Origin of the sequence: Mycobacterium lepromatosis (assembly GCF_000975265.2) — a bacterium.
In the GTDB taxonomy this organism is placed as follows: domain Bacteria; phylum Actinomycetota; class Actinomycetes; order Mycobacteriales; family Mycobacteriaceae; genus Mycobacterium; species Mycobacterium lepromatosis.
Map to the genome: position 1 here is coordinate 2,277,834 of NZ_CP083405.1, position 15,936 is coordinate 2,293,769.

The following is a 15,936-nucleotide window of genomic DNA, read 5'->3' on the forward strand; positions in this document are numbered from 1 at the left end:
CTCTCAACTAACCAGCCAACACGTCAATACGTAGTTGTAGCGGATCTCCCCGCGCGCCCCAATGCCGTTGGGTCACGAGATTACTGCCGAGCCGGCGATACCGCTCTCATGCGACACATACCGCTCATACCCCTTGTAGGGCGTCTTGGAAGGTCATCGCCCCACCCAATCGGGTAGTGATGCTAGGTCTTGGGCCCACCAAGCTGGCCAAGGAACTTCAGGCTCTCTTCCACGATGTCGATGTAGCCGTTGAAAAACTTGCCCTCGTTGACCAAATCCATTTTGCCGGCCCTCGCTTCTGGCGCAGTTGTCAGAGATCACCACGACTATGATGTCGAGCTGACAAATTGCTCCAGGTAGTTCTGGATACGACCGATCTGCGCATCGGTTTAGCTCAAAAAATCGGCTAACACCTCAGCCATCCGGCTGAACAGCTTCTTCTCTTTTTCTTCATCGCTGAGCGAGTCCCAAGGCCGCACGGTGCCCCGCAAATGGCCACGGCTAGCCGTCCGGTCCCTTTCAATCACTGGAGAGGTTGACCGGCAACAGCTCGGTATCAAGCAGCACGATGTTCATTGACTTCTGCCTGTCCAGCACAACCTCACGGTGACGCTCGTAGCCATGTTAAAGCGGCTGGCGTACTTTTCAGCCCATTCTTTGGAAACGTGATAGGGTGCATGCCCGGGGACCGGGAAAACATAGCTAAACCACAGTTAGTCAACGTGATCACCTTAGCATCACGGATGAATTCAATCGTTTTGTCAACAAAATCACTTTGGACCTTTGGACAAGTAATAGCCGGCGTCGGAAGTGGCTGGCGGTGTAACCGGGTCGGTGTCGTACACCCCAGCCGGTATACCACTGATCGGTCTCCCCGCCCATGAATCCGTAGAACCGCTCGAAGCCGCGCGAAGTCGGCTAGTGCCACTTGATCGATGCCAGATTGGACTCTTCGAGCGGCTTCAAATTCCATTTGTCAACACAGTAGGTGTTGTAACCACGTTCGGCGATCACCTATGAGAGCAGCGTGGTATCGGCCGGGATCCAGCCGTTGCAGTTAGAGAATGCGTCGGTGCATTCCTCGATGGTGGCCCTGCCCACGGTAGTGACGTTGTGACCGGTCAGCAGGGTGGCCCTGGTCTTTAGGTGGTGCGAAACTGCGACAGCCCGCACACTGCATTCGGCAATCCCCGCGGCATAGCGAGCATCTCAACCAGGACCCCCCAAAGCAGTCCCAGGTAGCGATACCAATGTCATCCCCAGACCAAATAAGATGTTTGGCGAATTCTCCGGCGCCCTCAGCGCTGTACAAGAACGGAGTCCAGTCTGGCTCCGAATCGCGGATATCGAGATCGATCTTGCCGTTAAATTCCGCCATCTCCAGCCTCGCTCTCGTTGTGAATTTACCTGCCAAGCGCGACATGAAGGCTACACCTGAACCTGGCAGTAGTACCGGGCATCGAGACCTCAGCTTGATCCATGACCGTCGCCAACCAGCTAGCGGCCGCACCGACGACATGGAGATTGTGGCATCCTACCACGTTAGCGCGCGGCGAGACATCGGACCGCCATCGACGTCATAGATGTCGTCCTGGCGTGCCACCAAGTTCCACGACCAGGTACCTCAGTACCCGCAGCTCCATCCGGGCCAGTATTGAGCTTTCGGATAATCTAGAATTCGTTGGTGCGATCAAACACGCTGATGTCGCGGCTAGCCGAGCCCGCCCACGGATCGGGATGAATCTCAACCAGTAGAGCTCATATCACTCCTGCACCGCACTCCGATGTGCACGCCGCCGGCTCCGGATACACATCAGAAGCTTGTCTACTAAGGCCACCGTGGCACTGTCGGCATTTGCTGCTTCAGACGGAACATATCGCGGATAGCAACCCTGGACGAGAAGAAATCGCTCGGCGGGAATCTGTCCGAGTGGAGATATAAAATCCACACCGGCGAGTCAGTGCTCGTCGCTAACGGGTGTGCCGGAAGCTCGAAACTCAAGACATCTGACAATACGTTGATTCAGTCATCTCGTCAGCGCCGAGAATGGGAAACGAGTAGCCTAGTTCGCATTTTGCTAACAGAATCTCGGTGAGAAATTAGTCTTACCCCCACTACCGCCTCAATAGCTGTCACCATGAATATGGATATGCGCGATGTGTCGGTGACTGAGCTACCGTCTGGTCATAGATTCCGCAGGGCGTGGGCAGAAATATGCTGTGTCCAACAAGCAACCCCAAAGACTACAAGACACATTAAGTCGACCTCGCTGTTGACGGGCAGGCTGCTACTTGGACTTTTCGAGGATCTCCACCAGCCGCCACCGTTTGGTCGCCGACAGCGGCCGGGTTTCCATAAGCGAAACACGGTCACCAATGCCCGCAACGCTGTTCTCGTCGTGCACCTTGACCTTCTTGGTGGTACGGATGATCTTGCCGTACAAAGGGTGACGCATGCGGTCTTCCAGCTGAACCACAATGGTCTTCTGCATCTTGTCGCTCACTACATAACCAATGCGCAACTTACGCCGCCCACGCACTTTCGGACCACTCGGAGTGTGCTTGGGACCCTTGTCTTTTGGTGTACCATCCCTCACAGCTGCGCCCTTAGGAGCGGCTTTGGTTGCCGAGGACGCTGCCTTCGCGCCGGTCTTAGCTTCTTCTGTCATCATGATTCCTCACCATTAGCACTACCAGGCCCAGAGGCTAGACCCAATTCCCTTTCACGCAGCACGGTGTAGACACGCGCGATCTCATGACGCACCGTACGTAACCGTCGGTTGTTGTTGAGCTGGCCTGTTGCCATTTGGAAACGCAGATTGAATAACTCTTCCTTGGATTCGTGTAGCCGCTCAATCAGCTCCTCGTCGGTGAGCTCACGTAGTTCGCCAGGGGAAACTCCCACTGCCATCAGAACTGCTCCTCTCGGCTTACGATGCGTGCTTTGATCGGCAACTTGTGAATTGCGCGGGTGAGTGCGGCTCGGGCGGTCTGCTCGTTCGGGTAGCTGAGCTCGAACAGCACCCGACCCGGCTTGACGTTGACCACCCACCACTCCGGTGAGCCTTTACCCGAACCCATTCGGGTCTCAGCAGGTTTTTTGGTCAGCGGGCGATCCGGGAAGATGTTGATCCACACCTTGCCGCCGCGCTTGATGTGTCGGTTGATGGCAATACGAGCGGACTCGATCTGGCGGTTGGTGACGTAGGCGTGCTCGAGGGCCTGTATACCGTAATCACCGAAGTTCACCGTTGTGCCGCCACTAGCGATGCCGCGCTGGCGCGGATGGTGCTGCTTACGATGCTTGACTTTGCGGGGAATCAACATGACTCAGCTCTCCGCTCTCTGCGGTTCATGGGTAGCCGCGCTGTCCTCAGAGTGCTCAGTAATGGGCGCAACATCGCTTTCTTCACCCCCCAACGCCCGTCCAGCATCGGTGCCGGTTGCAGTGGTGCCCACCCGCGCCACTACGGCGCGGACGCGTGCCCGACGGCCGCTCGCGGCGCGCACGCTCAGCGCCAGCCGGCGCGACGGCTGTCAATTCACGTCTACCCCCGACGATGTCGCCCTTGTAGATCCATACCTTCACGCCAATCCGGCCGAAGGTGGTCTTGGCCTCATGTAACCCGTAGTCGATATCGGCGCGCAGGGTGTGCAACGGCACGCGGCCCTCACGGTAAAACTCCGAGCGGCTCATCTCCGCACCGCCAAGCCGGCCCGAGCACTGCACCCGGATGCCCTTGACGTTAGGATGACGCATCGCAGACTGGATAGCCTTGCGCATCGCCCGACGGAACGCCACCCGATTGCTCAACTGCTCAGCGACCCCTTGGGCAACCAATTGTGCTTGCGACTCAGGGTCTTTGACTTCGAGGATATTGAGCTGAACCTGCTTGCAGGTCAACTTCTCCAGATCTGCCCGGATCCGGTCGGCTTCGGTACCGCGACGACCAATGACGATGCCGGGACGGGCGGTGTGGATATCCACCCGGACCCGGTCACGGGTACGCTCAATCTCCACTTCGGCGATCCCCGCGCGCTCTAAGCCGGTGGATAGCAGCCGCCGGATCGCGACATCTTCCTTAACGTACTCTGCATACTGCTTGTCAGCGTACCACCGAGACTTCCAGCCGGTGGTGATACCCAATCGGAAGCCATGCGGATTGATCTTCTGGCCCACTAGTCTGAGCCTCCCTTCGTTTCAGAAGCCTCAGAAATTTTGGCGGAGGCCTTCTTAGGTGGCATCTTGGTGGCCTCAGAACTGACCCAGGCCTTTTTCGATGGGGAGCTGCCGGAAGCCTTGCTGACCCCGGCCCGACGGGCCTTCGTTGACTCCGTCGACCGCTGGTCCCTGACGGGCCGGCTTTCAACCACCACCGTGATGTGGCTGGTACGCCTGCGGATCCGGAACGCCCGTCCCTGGGCGCGCGGACAAATCCGCTTGGTGGTCGGACCCGCACCAGCGTAGACGGTGGCAACCACCAAGGTCGCCGGATCCAATCCGTTGTTGTTCTGAGCGTTGGCCGCAGCACTCGCAATCACCTTGGCAACCGGCTCACTGGCAGCCTGGGGCGCCCAACGCAGAATGTCGAGCGCGTCTGCTACCGATCTTCCGCGCACCAGGTCGATCACCCGGCGCGCCTTTCTCGGCGACACCCGCACAAATCGTGCTTTGGCGATTGCCGACGGAAATTCAGTCGTGGTCATCGCCGTTTAGTCTTCCGGTCGTCCTTGATGTGTCCCTTAAAGGTGCGGGTCGGCGCGAATTCACCGAGTTTGTGACCCACCATCGCCTCGGTAACGAAAACCGGGACATGCTTGCGTCCGTCATGGACCGCAAAGGTATGGCCAATGAAGTCCGGAATAATCGTTGACCGCCGCGACCAGGTCTTGATGACCTGCTTGGTGTTCTTTTCGTTCTGAACGTCGACCTTCTTGAGCAAGTGGTCGTCGACGAACGGGCCCTTCTTCAAGCTGCGAGGCATAGTTGGCTACTCCTAAAAACTTCCTAGCGCGAGTGCTTTTTGCCAGTGCGACGGCGGCGGACGATCAACTTGTTGCTCGATTTGTTCGGTTTGCGGGTACGGCCTTCAGGCTTGCCCCACGGGCTGACCGGGTGACGCCCACCCGAGGTCTTACCCTCACCACCGCCATGCGGGTGGTCTACTGGGTTCATGACGACACCACGAACCGACGGACGTTTACCTTTCCAGCGCATACGACCGGCTTTGCCCCAGTTGATATTTGCCTGCTCGGCATTGCCAACCTCGCCGACCGTCGCGCGGCAACGCACATCGACCCGGCGGATCTCACCGCTGGGCATACGCAACGACGCGTATCTGGCTTCCTTGCCGAGCAACTGGATGCTTGACCCGGCCGATCGCGCGAGCTTGGCGCCACCGCCCGGCCGGAGCTCCACTGCGTGGATCAAGGTACCAGCCGGAATATTGCGCAACGGGAGGTTGTTACCCGGCTTGATGTCAGCGTTAGCTCCCGATTCCACTACATCACCCTGTGAAAGTCCTTGCGGGGCAAGGATATAGCGCTTCTTACCATCAAAGAAGTGCAATAATGCGATGTTTGCGGTGCGGTTCGGATCATATTCAATGTGTGCGACCTTGGCGTTGACACCGTCTGTGTCGTTGCGGCGGAAATCGATCACCCGGTAGGCGCGCTTATGGCCACCACCCTTGTGTCGAGTGGTGATCCGGCCGTGGGCGTTGCGCCCACCATGGCCGTGCAGCGGACGCACCAAGGATTTCTCCGGCTGCGTACGAGTGATTTCGGCGAAATCAGACACACTGGCGCCACGACGACCGGAGGTCGTCGGCTTGTACTTGCGAATTGCCATGTCTAAATCAGATCCTTCTCTCGCGCGGCTAGGCAGGTGCTCCGAACAGGTCGATCGACTTGCTTCCCGGCGCCAGGGTGACGATGGCCCGCTTAGTGTTCTTGCGCCTACCGAATCCGGTCCTGGCGCGCTTACGTTTGCCCTGCCTATTGGCGGTGTTCACCGATGCGACCTTGACGGAGAAGATCTTCTCGATAGCGATCTTGATCTGCGTCTTGTTCGAATCAGGATGCACCACGAACGTGTACACATTGTCGTCTAGCAGCCCATAAGACTTCTCTGAAATGACCGGGGCTAGGATGATGTCGCGGAAGTCAGTGATAGTTGCCATCAGGCCGAAACCTTCTCGGGTGTCGTCGAAGTGCCGGCGGCTTGCTGAGCGGCGATGTAGCTGTTGAGCGCCTCAACGCTGAACACCAGGTCGTCGGCGCGCAGCACGTCATAGGTGTTGAGCTGGTCAGGCGACAGGAGATGCACACCGGGCAGGTTGCGCACACTTTTGGCACCGGTCTCGTCGCTGCGGCCGACGACTACTAACACCTGCTTGCGATCTGTCAGTGTGCCCAGGAATTCCTTGGCACTCTTAGTAGACGGAGTCTTACCCGCCACCAGTTCGGTGACTGCGTGGATGCGCCCGTTGCGTGCCCTGTCGGATAACGCCCCGCGCAACGCCGCAGCGATCATCTTCTTGGGTGTGCGTTGGCTATAGTCGCGCGGTTTGGGACCGTGCACGGTACCACCACCGGTGAACTGTGGGGCCCGCGTCGAGCCCTGCCGAGCGCGACCGGTCCCCTTCTGCCGATAAGGCTTGCGGCCACCACCACTGACATCGCCGCGCGTCTTGGTTGAGTGCGTACCCTGCCGAGCCGCCGCCCGCTGAGCGGTGACCACCTGGTGCATTAACGCGATATTCGCGGGTGCGTCGAACAGCTCAGCCGGCAGCTCGATAGTACCGTTGACTTTGCCGTCTGGTGTCCTAACGTCGATTTTCCGGACGTTAAAACCTTTCTCAGCCTTGGCTGCCATCATTTCTCACCTCGTTTGATCGCGCTACGGACCATGACGAGCCCACCAGTGCGGCCGGGGACGGCACCCTTGATCAGCAGCACGCCGTTCTGGGTATCAACCTTGTGCACCAACAGGTTCTGGACCGTCACCCTGTCGTTACCCATGCGGCCAGCCATCCGGGTGCCCTTAAATACTCGGGCAGGAGTAGAGCAACCACCGATCGAACCCGGACGGCGGTGCACTGCCTGGGCACCGTGACTGGCGCCCTGCCCACGGAAGCCGTGCCGCTTCATAGTGCCGGCGAAGCCCTTGCCCTTGGAGGTCCCGGTCACGTCGACATACGTGGCTTCGGTGAAGATCTCCGCCGTCAGTTCTTGGCCGACCTCATACTCAGCCACCGCGTCCGGGTGGTCCAGAGGCAATTCAGCCAAGTAACGACGCGGGTTAACCCCCGCCGAGTTGTACTGGCCCGTCACTGGCTTGTTGACCTTACGCGGGCTGACTTCCCCGTAAGCCAACTGTACAGCGCTATACCCATCGCGCTCCAGCGTGCGGATGCGAGTCACCACGTTCGGGCCGACCTTGACCACAGTTACCGGCACAACCCTGTTGTTCTTGTCGAATACCTGTGTCATGCCGAGTTTGGTACCGAGAATGCCCTTTCGCGCCATCACTCTGCAACCTCCTACTGGATGTTGACGTCGACACTGGCCGGAAGATCGATACGCATGAGGGCGTCAACCGTCTTCGGTGTTGGATCAAGGATGTCGATGAGCCGCTTGTGGGTGCGCATTTCGAAGTGCTCTCGCGAGTCCTTGTACTTGTGCGGCGAGCGGATGACGCAGTACACGTTCTTCTCGGTCGGCAATGGCACCGGACCTACGACGCTGGCACCGGTGCGTACGACGGTCTCGACGATTTTGCGAGCCGAAGCGTCAATCGCCTCATGGTCGTAGGCCTTGAGCCTGATGCGGATCTTCTGTCCCCCCACGCTTTTTCCTACCTCACTCCATTTGAGTCCCGTGTCCGGACCTGGTGCCTCCAGCACGCCGACCTATCCGACCAACGTGGGCCGATCTAGCATCGCGTCGGAGACTGCGCCGCTGTTTACCTGTCGTGGTTCACCGACCCTCCTACGCTCGAGCATGTCACCCGCACGCAGCCTTGCCGCGCTCAAATTTCAAGACCCGAAATTAATTCGCACGTCAAAGATGAGACCGGACGCGCCCCTGTGTGGGCGCTGGTCGTATGCCTGTACCAAGAGTAAACCTGGCGTGAGGCAACCTGAACAGTATGCCTTACGTTTGCGGTATCGGCCAAATTTCGGGCCGGTCGGCGACGGTGCCGGCCACAGCGCAGATGAAGATGGGGAAACCCGTAATAGTGTTGCGGTAGCAATCTCCCAAATAACGAACAGGGCCGGGACCTGGGTACCAGGCAGCGCAGACGATGTATCTTAGTATCTTAGCACGCGCCCACCGAGCGGTCGGCACCTTGATCCTGAGCTTAGGGCAACGTTAACGTTATTAATTGATTTTCCTCCGACAACCACGATGATTTGGTGTGCCTTTAACCCTGATAGTTAAGTTGGCTGAACCCCGATGTTGTAGAATCGGATGGTCGGTATATCACCGTCCCCGCCAAGCCACACACCCCATTTTAGCGGGGTCTAAAACAACGCACCGTTCATTAACCATTAACGGAGCCAGAACAATCGTAGTCGAACTCAGCGCGCGGCTGATGGTGGCGTTGGAGCAGTTGCCTCAATCCCAGGACAAGATGGTGGTTGAACAGGGCAAATTCGGCGAAGTTGCGCCGTTGAACAGTAGATCCAGAATCGGGATGTACAACCTGGGTGCAACGCTCTCTGAGGCCCACAGACGGGATTTTTGAGATCGCTAGCCAGCGCGAAGGCTAGGTGCCTGGGGACTAGGCGAATTTAACTTAAGCCATGAGAACCCGTATTTCGTTTGGTTGTGATCACGGCGATCTGGGAGTAGTCGAAAATGACAGCGCTACTTGACCGAGGTGCTGGGTTGTGCGTTGACCACGTGGTTCAGCAGGCTTACCCCTAGGTAACGGACTGGCCGAACGGCCGGGTGCGTCACAGCTGCTCAGGTACGATCAGGATACTCAGGGTGTATCCGGGAAATGGAGCTCACATAATTAGAGTTTCCTGAATAGCTGCCACGTACGTCGAGTCAGGGTTCGGGGTACCGGCGCCACCCATGATGAACGTCATTTGCGGGAAGTCTGGGTCCGCTAGCGTAGTCAATGCGGCGATGCTGCCGGAGATCAAAGACTGGACTTGCGCACTGAACACGCCCAGAAAATCTGACATCGTGGTGGCGGCCTCGGCTTGTGTGTAGGCACTCCCCACGGCAGCTCCGGGAGAGCGGCTACGCACCGTGGTGAGCGCCTACGCGATCGCGTCCATATCGGTGGCGGCCGTCGGCAACGTCGCAGGGGCAGTGAGTAGGTACGACATCTCCCGTCCTGGACAAATCGGATCTTTCCGGTCAACCCGGGACGGTGGGTTTGGGTATTGATAGAGGTCAAAACGCTCTTGCCAGGGCGTCTGGCGAACGCGCATTTCCAGCGGCATGATGTTCCAGCATCACAATGGTGGCGTGCGGCACACGACCAGTTATCGTGGATAAAATCGGCTCTTCAATCACCCCAGAGGTTCTCGATGCCGCGGCCCCGACACCGATATGGTCGATGACGGCCCGCGGGTTACGCTTGGCGGCGACCGGGGCACGGCCACACAGATGTTGCGAGGTCGACCACACGATTGGAACTATATGGCTTTGCCACACTGAATAATTCGTTACCTTGACGCAGAGCCGCAACATCAGCGGGTTCACGTGTCGTACCGGTGTTCGATGCGAGCCGGCACCTGGGGATCACGCGAGACCAGGATAATGCACCCGCGTGTCCGCGGTTGCATGAATGCCACCCTGCCATGAGGTCAGTCGCGATGGCCGACACTACCGTCAACGGGCATTGCAACGAAAACAGCTTTATACAAGATCATATCTTGACCAGTATTAGCGGTGGTGCTTAGCACCACCGCTAATACTGGTCAATCCGGTGGCTAATCAGACCGCGCAGGTGGGGACACCATCCAGTTCAAGGGGTCGCTGCATGCCATCCCCACCACTCTCACACCGGCAGCACGCAGCATAACCTAATCACCGAAGTCCGAAAGCATCAGCAAATGAGCCGAATAAACCGCTCTGGAGCAAATATGATTCGTTCGGTAGCCAAAGTAATCATGCCACCTGGTCCTACCGCGTCGACAGCTGCCACGATTGCGTCGGAGAAACGCAGCCGCAGTGTCCAAGTCTGGGCCAGGAACGTCAGGTTAGATCGTCTCAGCGCGGATATTAGATATGATGGCACCGAAACTGGCACGCACACCGTCAATGATGTTGAATGAAATCGCTTCAATACCTGAAAGCATGTGCAGCCCAACATCGTTGAGATTAACGATGCACCAGCAATCCACGCGCTGGGTAGCCTTTAGGAAAATCTCAATGGTGCCTGCCATCTCGCGAGTCCGCTGAACAGGAAGGTAGCCGGCGTTGTCGTGGGCGGGGCCATCGAAATCCAGACCCATCTCGATAGTTCGGAAGCAGTCGCGGACGTCCGAACACACCCAACCGGTTATCGCGGCGCGATCGAAATCGTACGGCAATCCACGACAGAAGTATCCGCCGTTGATCGCGCCGGAACCGCCGACCGTGGCTCCGCGCACGATGGGCAAGTGACAAGCCGGTTTATCGGTGAGTTTAGTAAAATAACGCTAGATCAGCAGGCCGCTAACGCCAATAAGCAACTGCAAGCCGTTAGCGTTCTGAGCCAGCAATTCGAGATTGGCGAGCCCAGGACCGACCTCGAGCACGGTCACAGCCTAGCAGGGACCGAAAGAAAGACGTTAGGCAACAGTCGATCTAGCATTGCTAGTACCGACGATCAACACATCGCTGTGCGAGACGACCGTGGTCAACACGGCGACTAGCTACAAACCGGTGGCTTGAGCACGCCCAATGTTGCATTCGAGCACCACACCCCACGACAGACCGAGGGCGTAGGCCAGGTCATTGACCCACTTGAGCACCAGTATAGCGCAATTCGATACCGAAAATGTGCTGCCAGCAACGCCACCGGTCAGTAATGCCAGCAAAATGGCCGACGCCAGTCGCAGCGCCGCCGACCATAGACAGCGTCTGGCGATCGCGCCAATATCGCGCAGCGATGTCTCGGCACTGCGCAAAACTCTGGTTATTCGGCGACCCGTCAGGACGGCGATAACCAGCGACGCTAGCTGCGTGATGCTCGTCCCTACAGCCATAAGAATTCAGGCCATCGGTGCCCAGCAAGAGATCACCAAAGGAGCTGTCTTGTCCGGATGACGCACCGATAGCTCCGCCGTCAAGCCGCCATGGAATTACTTTACGTACAATCCAATCTATACAATTCGGTGTGGTGATCGTGAGCGACCAACGCGCTGAGTTCGTAGCGGCAGCCGGGCTCCTGCTTCGATGAACCACCAACACAGGTCGACGTCCTAGCCGGACTACAGCGTCTCATCGAACCCGCCGCCCCTGCAAATGGCCGAGCGGCGACAGATGATCGCCATGCTGTGTATGTAGGACACTGTGCTGTAGGGCCACGCTGCCGCTTGTCACTAACCGAGGTCCAGTAACGCATACACCACCCATAACAGACTACCGCATTCACGCCTTGCAAGAAAACGATGATGCGTGGTAATACCAGGGCGACGGTGGGAGATCGCAGAAGTGACCCAGCAGAACTTTCAGTCAACCACGCCACGGCGACACATCGGAATCCATAAACGCGACGAAATCGGTGGCGCAGAAGGCCAGCCCGATGTTGCGCACCACCGACAGCTCTTTATTACACGGATTACGCAACACCTCGACGTCGCAGTGTGTACCCACTAAGTCCTTCGTCCTAAGTGAGGCACCACGAACCGTCTTCCACCACAACAACGCGTAATCTGCGTAGTAAGCTCACCAAGTGCCGCACTCCAGCGGCGTTATCACGCACCGGAATCACCACGGTCATGTCACGGTGCTACGGGCCACGGATACGCCACCTGCGGCACCAGCAGGGCACGTGTCAAGCTGGGCGCCAACTTCGTCACGCACCTTCAGCAGGCCATCAGACAACATCTTTTGGGCCGACGGCGGGTTAATGATTCCCGAGCAGGGCCTAGCTATCGCCAAGCATGCACACAAGGCGATCTATCTGAACGACGAACCCGCACGGCAGTCGAGCCTGGGGCACGCCAGCATCTTGTCGGAACCAGGAAGCCAGCGGGTAACTCGACGCACACACACCCGTCGACCATCTCCGCGAAGATGCGCTTGCCCTCAGCTACAGTCGCGATGGTGGGGCCCCAACACCTCCACCTCGACTCCCTCGCGGCGCACGGGCAGAAGCAAATAGCCAATGGCGCACCGCTACTAGCTAGCCACCGACAAATCGGCATGCCAGCTAGTTAGATATGCAGCAACACCGGTGTCCCGGTATGCTCCGCAGGGGCATCGTCGCCGGCGGCGGTACACGAGCACCGTGCTATCACGGTCTTCGGCGCGAAGTTTGCCCACGGCACGGTCCAACACGCCGACATTACCGGTGGCTATTAATTAAGACCAGATGCTGCGCCCCAGCAGAAAAACAACTTGCTGTACTCCACCAGCAACGCAGTCAAGACCTCGGTACCGATGGAGATCGTTCCGGAGAAACTTTGGTGCTCACCGTTTGCACCGTAGGCAAACGCCGGTGCCGCCGGCCAGGCCTGCTCAACGTGGGTCATGTGCTCCTCAACCCGAGGCCCTCGAGCGACGGCAATCGTGATCCTGGTGTCAGTATCAACCGGCAGATTTGGACCGTGTTGTTTGGTAGACTCCGGTAGGATCATGATTGACGGCAAGATGCTTGCTAACTGGCTCGATCCTGCACTCGCTAGTTCCCGAGTACAGGCACTTGCCGATGTGTAGGACGAATTTCTCCTGGTGTGTACCGTGTTCAACCTTCTAGAAAATTTCTTTTCGGTTATGTGCGTATCAAGGTCGATTTTCAGATCGTCCGCCACGATTGCAACGATCGTATCAAATTATACGAGCGTAGCTCCTCTAGCCACTAAACTTTAGGGCAACCGGATATCGGCCAATCGCCGGTAGCCGTAGACGTCACCCCGTTAGGGACATGTGGCGGCATTACCCCAGCACCGGGCTCAGTCTGCCATTCCGGATGGGTAAAGGCGCATCATAAATTGGACCCAATTCACCATAAAACGGACTAGACAGCACCGGGAGGGACACCCAGTGCCTCGCCAAAGCCAGGCCGAAACTAGGGTTTTGTTGAGATTGAGTTCACCGACGCTGACGTGCCCCAGCCCCATCAACACCGAGTCGGTATCGGCGCACAGAATATCGAGGACGTTTTCGACACCGGTTTGCCCGCCGCGGCAAGCCCCCACAGGTACGTGCAGCCGATCATAACCGCACGCGCGCCCAGCTCTACCGTGTCGACAACATCGCTTTCGCGCCGGAGGTCATCGTCAAGCAACACCTCGATTTGGTCGCCCACAGCTGCCGCTACTGCGAAGAAAGCATAAATAGCGGGGCGTTCCTTCCAGGTTGTTGCATCATGCTTCTACACCGATATTGCCGAAACACCAACACACACAGCCTTTGTAACATAGTAGACTCGTATCATGCCCTTGAACCTAAACGATCCGCTCCACAGTTCTCGTAGCCAAGCGATGTCGTCCCAGGTGAGCAGCGTGTGCTAATCCACTCCTAATATAGGTTAATATTAGGTGGCAAAGAACGCTGGTCCGGGCTTGCCACGCCGGTCCCTGATTCGGTACCCGCAGGTACGATGGTCACAGCGTCTTGCCGAACTGCCATAGCCAAAGCGAACGGACAATCGTAGGATGGTCCGCAGATTCGTCTGCTCGGTAGAGTTTCGAACTGCCCCAGTCTCGACCATGCGAGAACGTCCGGTTGGTGGTGAAGATCAAGCCGACTGCGCCGGTCTGACACACCCGTTCAACACACTCTGCGATCGCGGAGCAACCACCGAGCCAATACAGATCTGGGGATTAGCGACAATAACCTCCTCAACCGGCTTAGTGATGAAAGAGGATAATTCCATCGCGGTTAACCACGCCGCTGCCGCCCGCGCGATAGCAACTTCGCGTATGGATCAACCACCTGGACACTGGTCGGCGAAATGATAACCTGCAGCAAAATATGTTGTCCTATATTGATAGTCAATAAATCAAAATTTTCTACCACGCCAATGACATAAAAAGCAAAGTTCACTGAATGCTTAGAGCTTGTCGGTGAACGTAATTCCTTTTCTCTAACCTACATCAGGTAATAGAAAAAATTTAGGCAGGCACCGCTTAGCACGTTACTGGGCAATAGTTATGGTTTCCAACCATTCGTCCGCCATTGTTACCAGTGGGCTTTCGCTATGGAGGAACACCGGCGGTCTATCCGGCGCTGCAGCCGGATAGACCGCCGGGGTCAATGGCACTAGTTTGCGGACCTGTCTCCCGCGGTAGTGTCCGTACCGAGCTGGCAGCATGTCACGGTCGAGAACCAGTGCCTAAGCGCTGCACCTTTCGACACATTCAGGATCTGAGCCATCAATCGGAAAGCCGGTGAAAAAACTTGGCCGCCATGCACCCGGTCCGACAACTATTGGAGTGCCAACAGCTACCGCAGACAGCCAGGGAGTGCTGCTCACGAAACAGCAGGGTATTTTATTTTTCCACACGTTAACGAAGCCAGAGTAAGACAACACATTTCCCTTAAGAAAGCGGTCTTGGAGATGGTGAACGGTCAGGCGTAAACATCGCCCACTAGGTCAATGAAACACACCAGCAGTCCCGCTCCATACATACTCAGACCAGCCAAGACGCCCAACTGGCCTAGTGGTGACAAATGCAAGAAGGAATCACCGGTAAACGCGCTCTCACCGTTAGCAACCAATCAATCGTAAAGCTTTATCTGCTAGACAGCTTTGGAGGTGCAAGTCTTTTCCAGACAGGGGCACCACCATCGGAGGGTCACAGCCAGGTGATGCGCAAGGTGCCACCTTGCCAACGTAGCGGAGTGGTCGAGTTGATCGACAACACTGCGGATGGCTTGGCTGGCCTCGGCAGTGGCATCGTCGAGCGAAATTTGAACATCCACATAGCAGCGGGCTGCCAACCGTGTGAAGACCTCGGCTGTGATTCGGACCCTTTGGTAGAGAACTTCATTCCAACACAGCGCGCAGTAGCGTCATCCACCAACTCCTAAAAGTCCGTGCGTACGGTCGGTTCCCCGCCACTGATGCTGACATAAAAGAACCGCATGCGTTCCAGCTCGTCGATGATGTCCTTGCATTGTCGGGTAGACTACTTCCGGTGATCGCGCTTGCTTGAAGACGACAGGCAATGCACGCACGCCAGATTGCATGCACATATGATACTCCAGGTTAAGAAGATAGGAGCATCCGGACGCTGCTAGATCTATTCTATCAGACGAGGTACTCCGGACTTCATTGGCACTTCCATTTACTCTCTTTGGAGTCTTGCTAGGCCACCAGCATGTTGGGCAGTCGGTCATCCGGCCCAAACGCATATCGGTAAGTAGCCACGCCTGGATTCGTCAACCCCGGCAACGAGGCAGGCGGACCGGACATCAGAGATGGTCGGCAAGCAAGTGCACCACCAGAAGGATAGTAAAATTTTTCAGGAACGACAGTTCGCGGGTGCCAAAATAATTATAGCAGCGCCCCAAAGGGTTCTGACTGAATCGCCACCTGTGGGTGTAACTTCCCAACCGAGATCAGGGTATCAAAGCCGCTAGACCAACGAATCTGCATGGGTGCGAACACGCTCGGCAGATCCCGCACATGCCATCGGTAGACATTTCTTCAACGAGGATTTCTGTTACGAGCTCGGTGTCCGAATCGGTCTCGTGGTCCATGCAAATGACCTTTCGCTAAAGAGATTCAACAACATGTCAATCTGTCAGTCGGCG

The 15,936-nt window shown here is 57.2% G+C and carries 12 protein-coding genes and 8 pseudogenes; all 20 read right to left on the bottom strand.

From position 1 onward, the window contains the following. Window positions 1-75 precede the first annotated feature (75 nt). Window positions 76-1,378: pseudogene (locus MLPF_RS10910) on the bottom strand (sulfatase-like hydrolase/transferase); the annotation flags it as partial. Between the two features lie 910 nt (window positions 1,379-2,288). Next, a complete protein-coding gene (rpsQ, locus tag MLPF_RS10915) occupies window positions 2,289-2,669 on the bottom strand; it encodes a 30S ribosomal protein S17 (RefSeq protein WP_156147191.1) in 381 nt (126 codons plus the stop codon). Next, window positions 2,669-2,911 (bottom strand): 50S ribosomal protein L29, encoded by a 243-nt coding sequence (gene rpmC / locus MLPF_RS10920; RefSeq protein ID WP_045843445.1) that lies wholly within the window; start codon window positions 2,909-2,911, stop codon window positions 2,669-2,671. The genes rpsQ and rpmC overlap by 1 nt, the downstream gene beginning before the upstream one ends. Further along, window positions 2,911-3,327, bottom strand: a complete 417-nt coding sequence (rplP, locus tag MLPF_RS10925; RefSeq protein ID WP_045843446.1) for a 50S ribosomal protein L16 — start codon at window positions 3,325-3,327, stop codon at window positions 2,911-2,913. Before rplP ends, rpmC begins: the two co-directional genes overlap by 1 nt. A 3-nt stretch (window positions 3,328-3,330) precedes the next feature. Then, a pseudogene (gene rpsC, locus MLPF_RS10930) lies at window positions 3,331-4,180 on the bottom strand (30S ribosomal protein S3). Then, the gene (gene rplV, locus MLPF_RS10935) at window positions 4,180-4,707 is read right to left on the bottom strand and encodes a 50S ribosomal protein L22 (protein ID WP_045843448.1); all 528 of its coding nucleotides are present in this window, start codon (window positions 4,705-4,707) and stop codon (window positions 4,180-4,182) included. Before rplV ends, rpsC begins: the two are co-directional and overlap by 1 nt. Next, window positions 4,704-4,985, bottom strand: coding sequence for a 30S ribosomal protein S19 (gene rpsS / locus MLPF_RS10940; RefSeq protein WP_045843449.1), 282 nt, complete (start codon window positions 4,983-4,985; stop codon window positions 4,704-4,706). The genes rplV and rpsS overlap by 4 nt, the downstream gene beginning before the upstream one ends. A gap of 23 nt (window positions 4,986-5,008) precedes the next feature. Beyond that, a complete protein-coding gene (gene rplB, locus MLPF_RS10945; protein WP_045843450.1) occupies window positions 5,009-5,851 on the bottom strand; it encodes a 50S ribosomal protein L2 in 843 nt (280 codons plus the stop codon). A gap of 28 nt (window positions 5,852-5,879) precedes the next feature. Beyond that, window positions 5,880-6,182 (bottom strand): 50S ribosomal protein L23, encoded by a 303-nt coding sequence (gene rplW, locus MLPF_RS10950; protein WP_045843451.1) that lies wholly within the window; start codon window positions 6,180-6,182, stop codon window positions 5,880-5,882. Then, window positions 6,182-6,877, bottom strand: a complete 696-nt coding sequence (gene rplD / locus MLPF_RS10955) for a 50S ribosomal protein L4 (protein ID WP_045843452.1) — start codon at window positions 6,875-6,877, stop codon at window positions 6,182-6,184. The genes rplW and rplD overlap by 1 nt, the downstream gene beginning before the upstream one ends. Beyond that, complete coding sequence (rplC, locus tag MLPF_RS10960; protein WP_045843453.1) at window positions 6,877-7,530, bottom strand: 50S ribosomal protein L3; 654 nt, start codon at window positions 7,528-7,530, stop codon at window positions 6,877-6,879. Before rplC ends, rplD begins: the two co-directional genes overlap by 1 nt. A 14-nt stretch (window positions 7,531-7,544) precedes the next feature. Next, window positions 7,545-7,850, bottom strand: a complete 306-nt coding sequence (gene rpsJ / locus MLPF_RS10965) for a 30S ribosomal protein S10 (protein ID WP_045843454.1) — start codon at window positions 7,848-7,850, stop codon at window positions 7,545-7,547. Between the two features lie 1,167 nt (window positions 7,851-9,017). Further along, window positions 9,018-9,266 (bottom strand): hypothetical protein, encoded by a 249-nt coding sequence (locus MLPF_RS10970; RefSeq protein ID WP_156147192.1) that lies wholly within the window; start codon window positions 9,264-9,266, stop codon window positions 9,018-9,020. Between the two features lie 148 nt (window positions 9,267-9,414). Beyond that, a pseudogene (gene mftG, locus MLPF_RS10975) lies at window positions 9,415-10,871 on the bottom strand (mycofactocin dehydrogenase MftG). A gap of 12 nt (window positions 10,872-10,883) precedes the next feature. Next, a pseudogene (mftF, locus tag MLPF_RS16435) lies at window positions 10,884-12,175 on the bottom strand (mycofactocin biosynthesis glycosyltransferase MftF). Next, window positions 12,133-12,923 (bottom strand): annotated as a pseudogene (gene mftE, locus MLPF_RS16440) (mycofactocin biosynthesis peptidyl-dipeptidase MftE). The pseudogenes mftF and mftE overlap by 43 nt, the downstream one beginning before the upstream one ends. Before the next feature lie 279 nt (window positions 12,924-13,202). Then, window positions 13,203-14,299, bottom strand: a pseudogene (locus MLPF_RS10995) (alpha-hydroxy-acid oxidizing protein); the annotation flags it as partial. A gap of 15 nt (window positions 14,300-14,314) precedes the next feature. Then, window positions 14,315-15,398: pseudogene (locus MLPF_RS17725) on the bottom strand (radical SAM protein). A 117-nt stretch (window positions 15,399-15,515) separates the two neighbouring features. Further along, window positions 15,516-15,746: pseudogene (gene mftB / locus MLPF_RS11005) on the bottom strand (mycofactocin biosynthesis chaperone MftB); the annotation flags it as partial. Then, complete coding sequence (gene mftA, locus MLPF_RS11010; RefSeq protein WP_082082404.1) at window positions 15,742-15,882, bottom strand: mycofactocin precursor MftA; 141 nt, start codon at window positions 15,880-15,882, stop codon at window positions 15,742-15,744. The pseudogene mftB and the gene mftA, both read right to left, overlap by 5 nt. Window positions 15,883-15,936: the final 54 nt, after the last annotated feature.

Coding starts and splice junctions, on each gene's coding strand:
- rpsQ (WP_156147191.1), bottom strand. CDS start 2,669: ATGACAGAAGAAGCTAAGACCGGCGCGAAGGCAGCGTCCTCGGCAACC.
- rpmC (WP_045843445.1), bottom strand. CDS start 2,911: ATGGCAGTGGGAGTTTCCCCTGGCGAACTACGTGAGCTCACCGACGAG.
- rplP (WP_045843446.1), bottom strand. CDS start 3,327: ATGTTGATTCCCCGCAAAGTCAAGCATCGTAAGCAGCACCATCCGCGC.
- rplV (WP_045843448.1), bottom strand. CDS start 4,707: ATGACCACGACTGAATTTCCGTCGGCAATCGCCAAAGCACGATTTGTG.
- rpsS (WP_045843449.1), bottom strand. CDS start 4,985: ATGCCTCGCAGCTTGAAGAAGGGCCCGTTCGTCGACGACCACTTGCTC.
- rplB (WP_045843450.1), bottom strand. CDS start 5,851: ATGGCAATTCGCAAGTACAAGCCGACGACCTCCGGTCGTCGTGGCGCC.
- rplW (WP_045843451.1), bottom strand. CDS start 6,182: ATGGCAACTATCACTGACTTCCGCGACATCATCCTAGCCCCGGTCATT.
- rplD (WP_045843452.1), bottom strand. CDS start 6,877: ATGGCAGCCAAGGCTGAGAAAGGTTTTAACGTCCGGAAAATCGACGTT.
- rplC (WP_045843453.1), bottom strand. CDS start 7,530: ATGGCGCGAAAGGGCATTCTCGGTACCAAACTCGGCATGACACAGGTA.
- mftA (WP_082082404.1), bottom strand. CDS start 15,882: ATGGACCACGAGACCGATTCGGACACCGAGCTCGTAACAGAAATCCTC.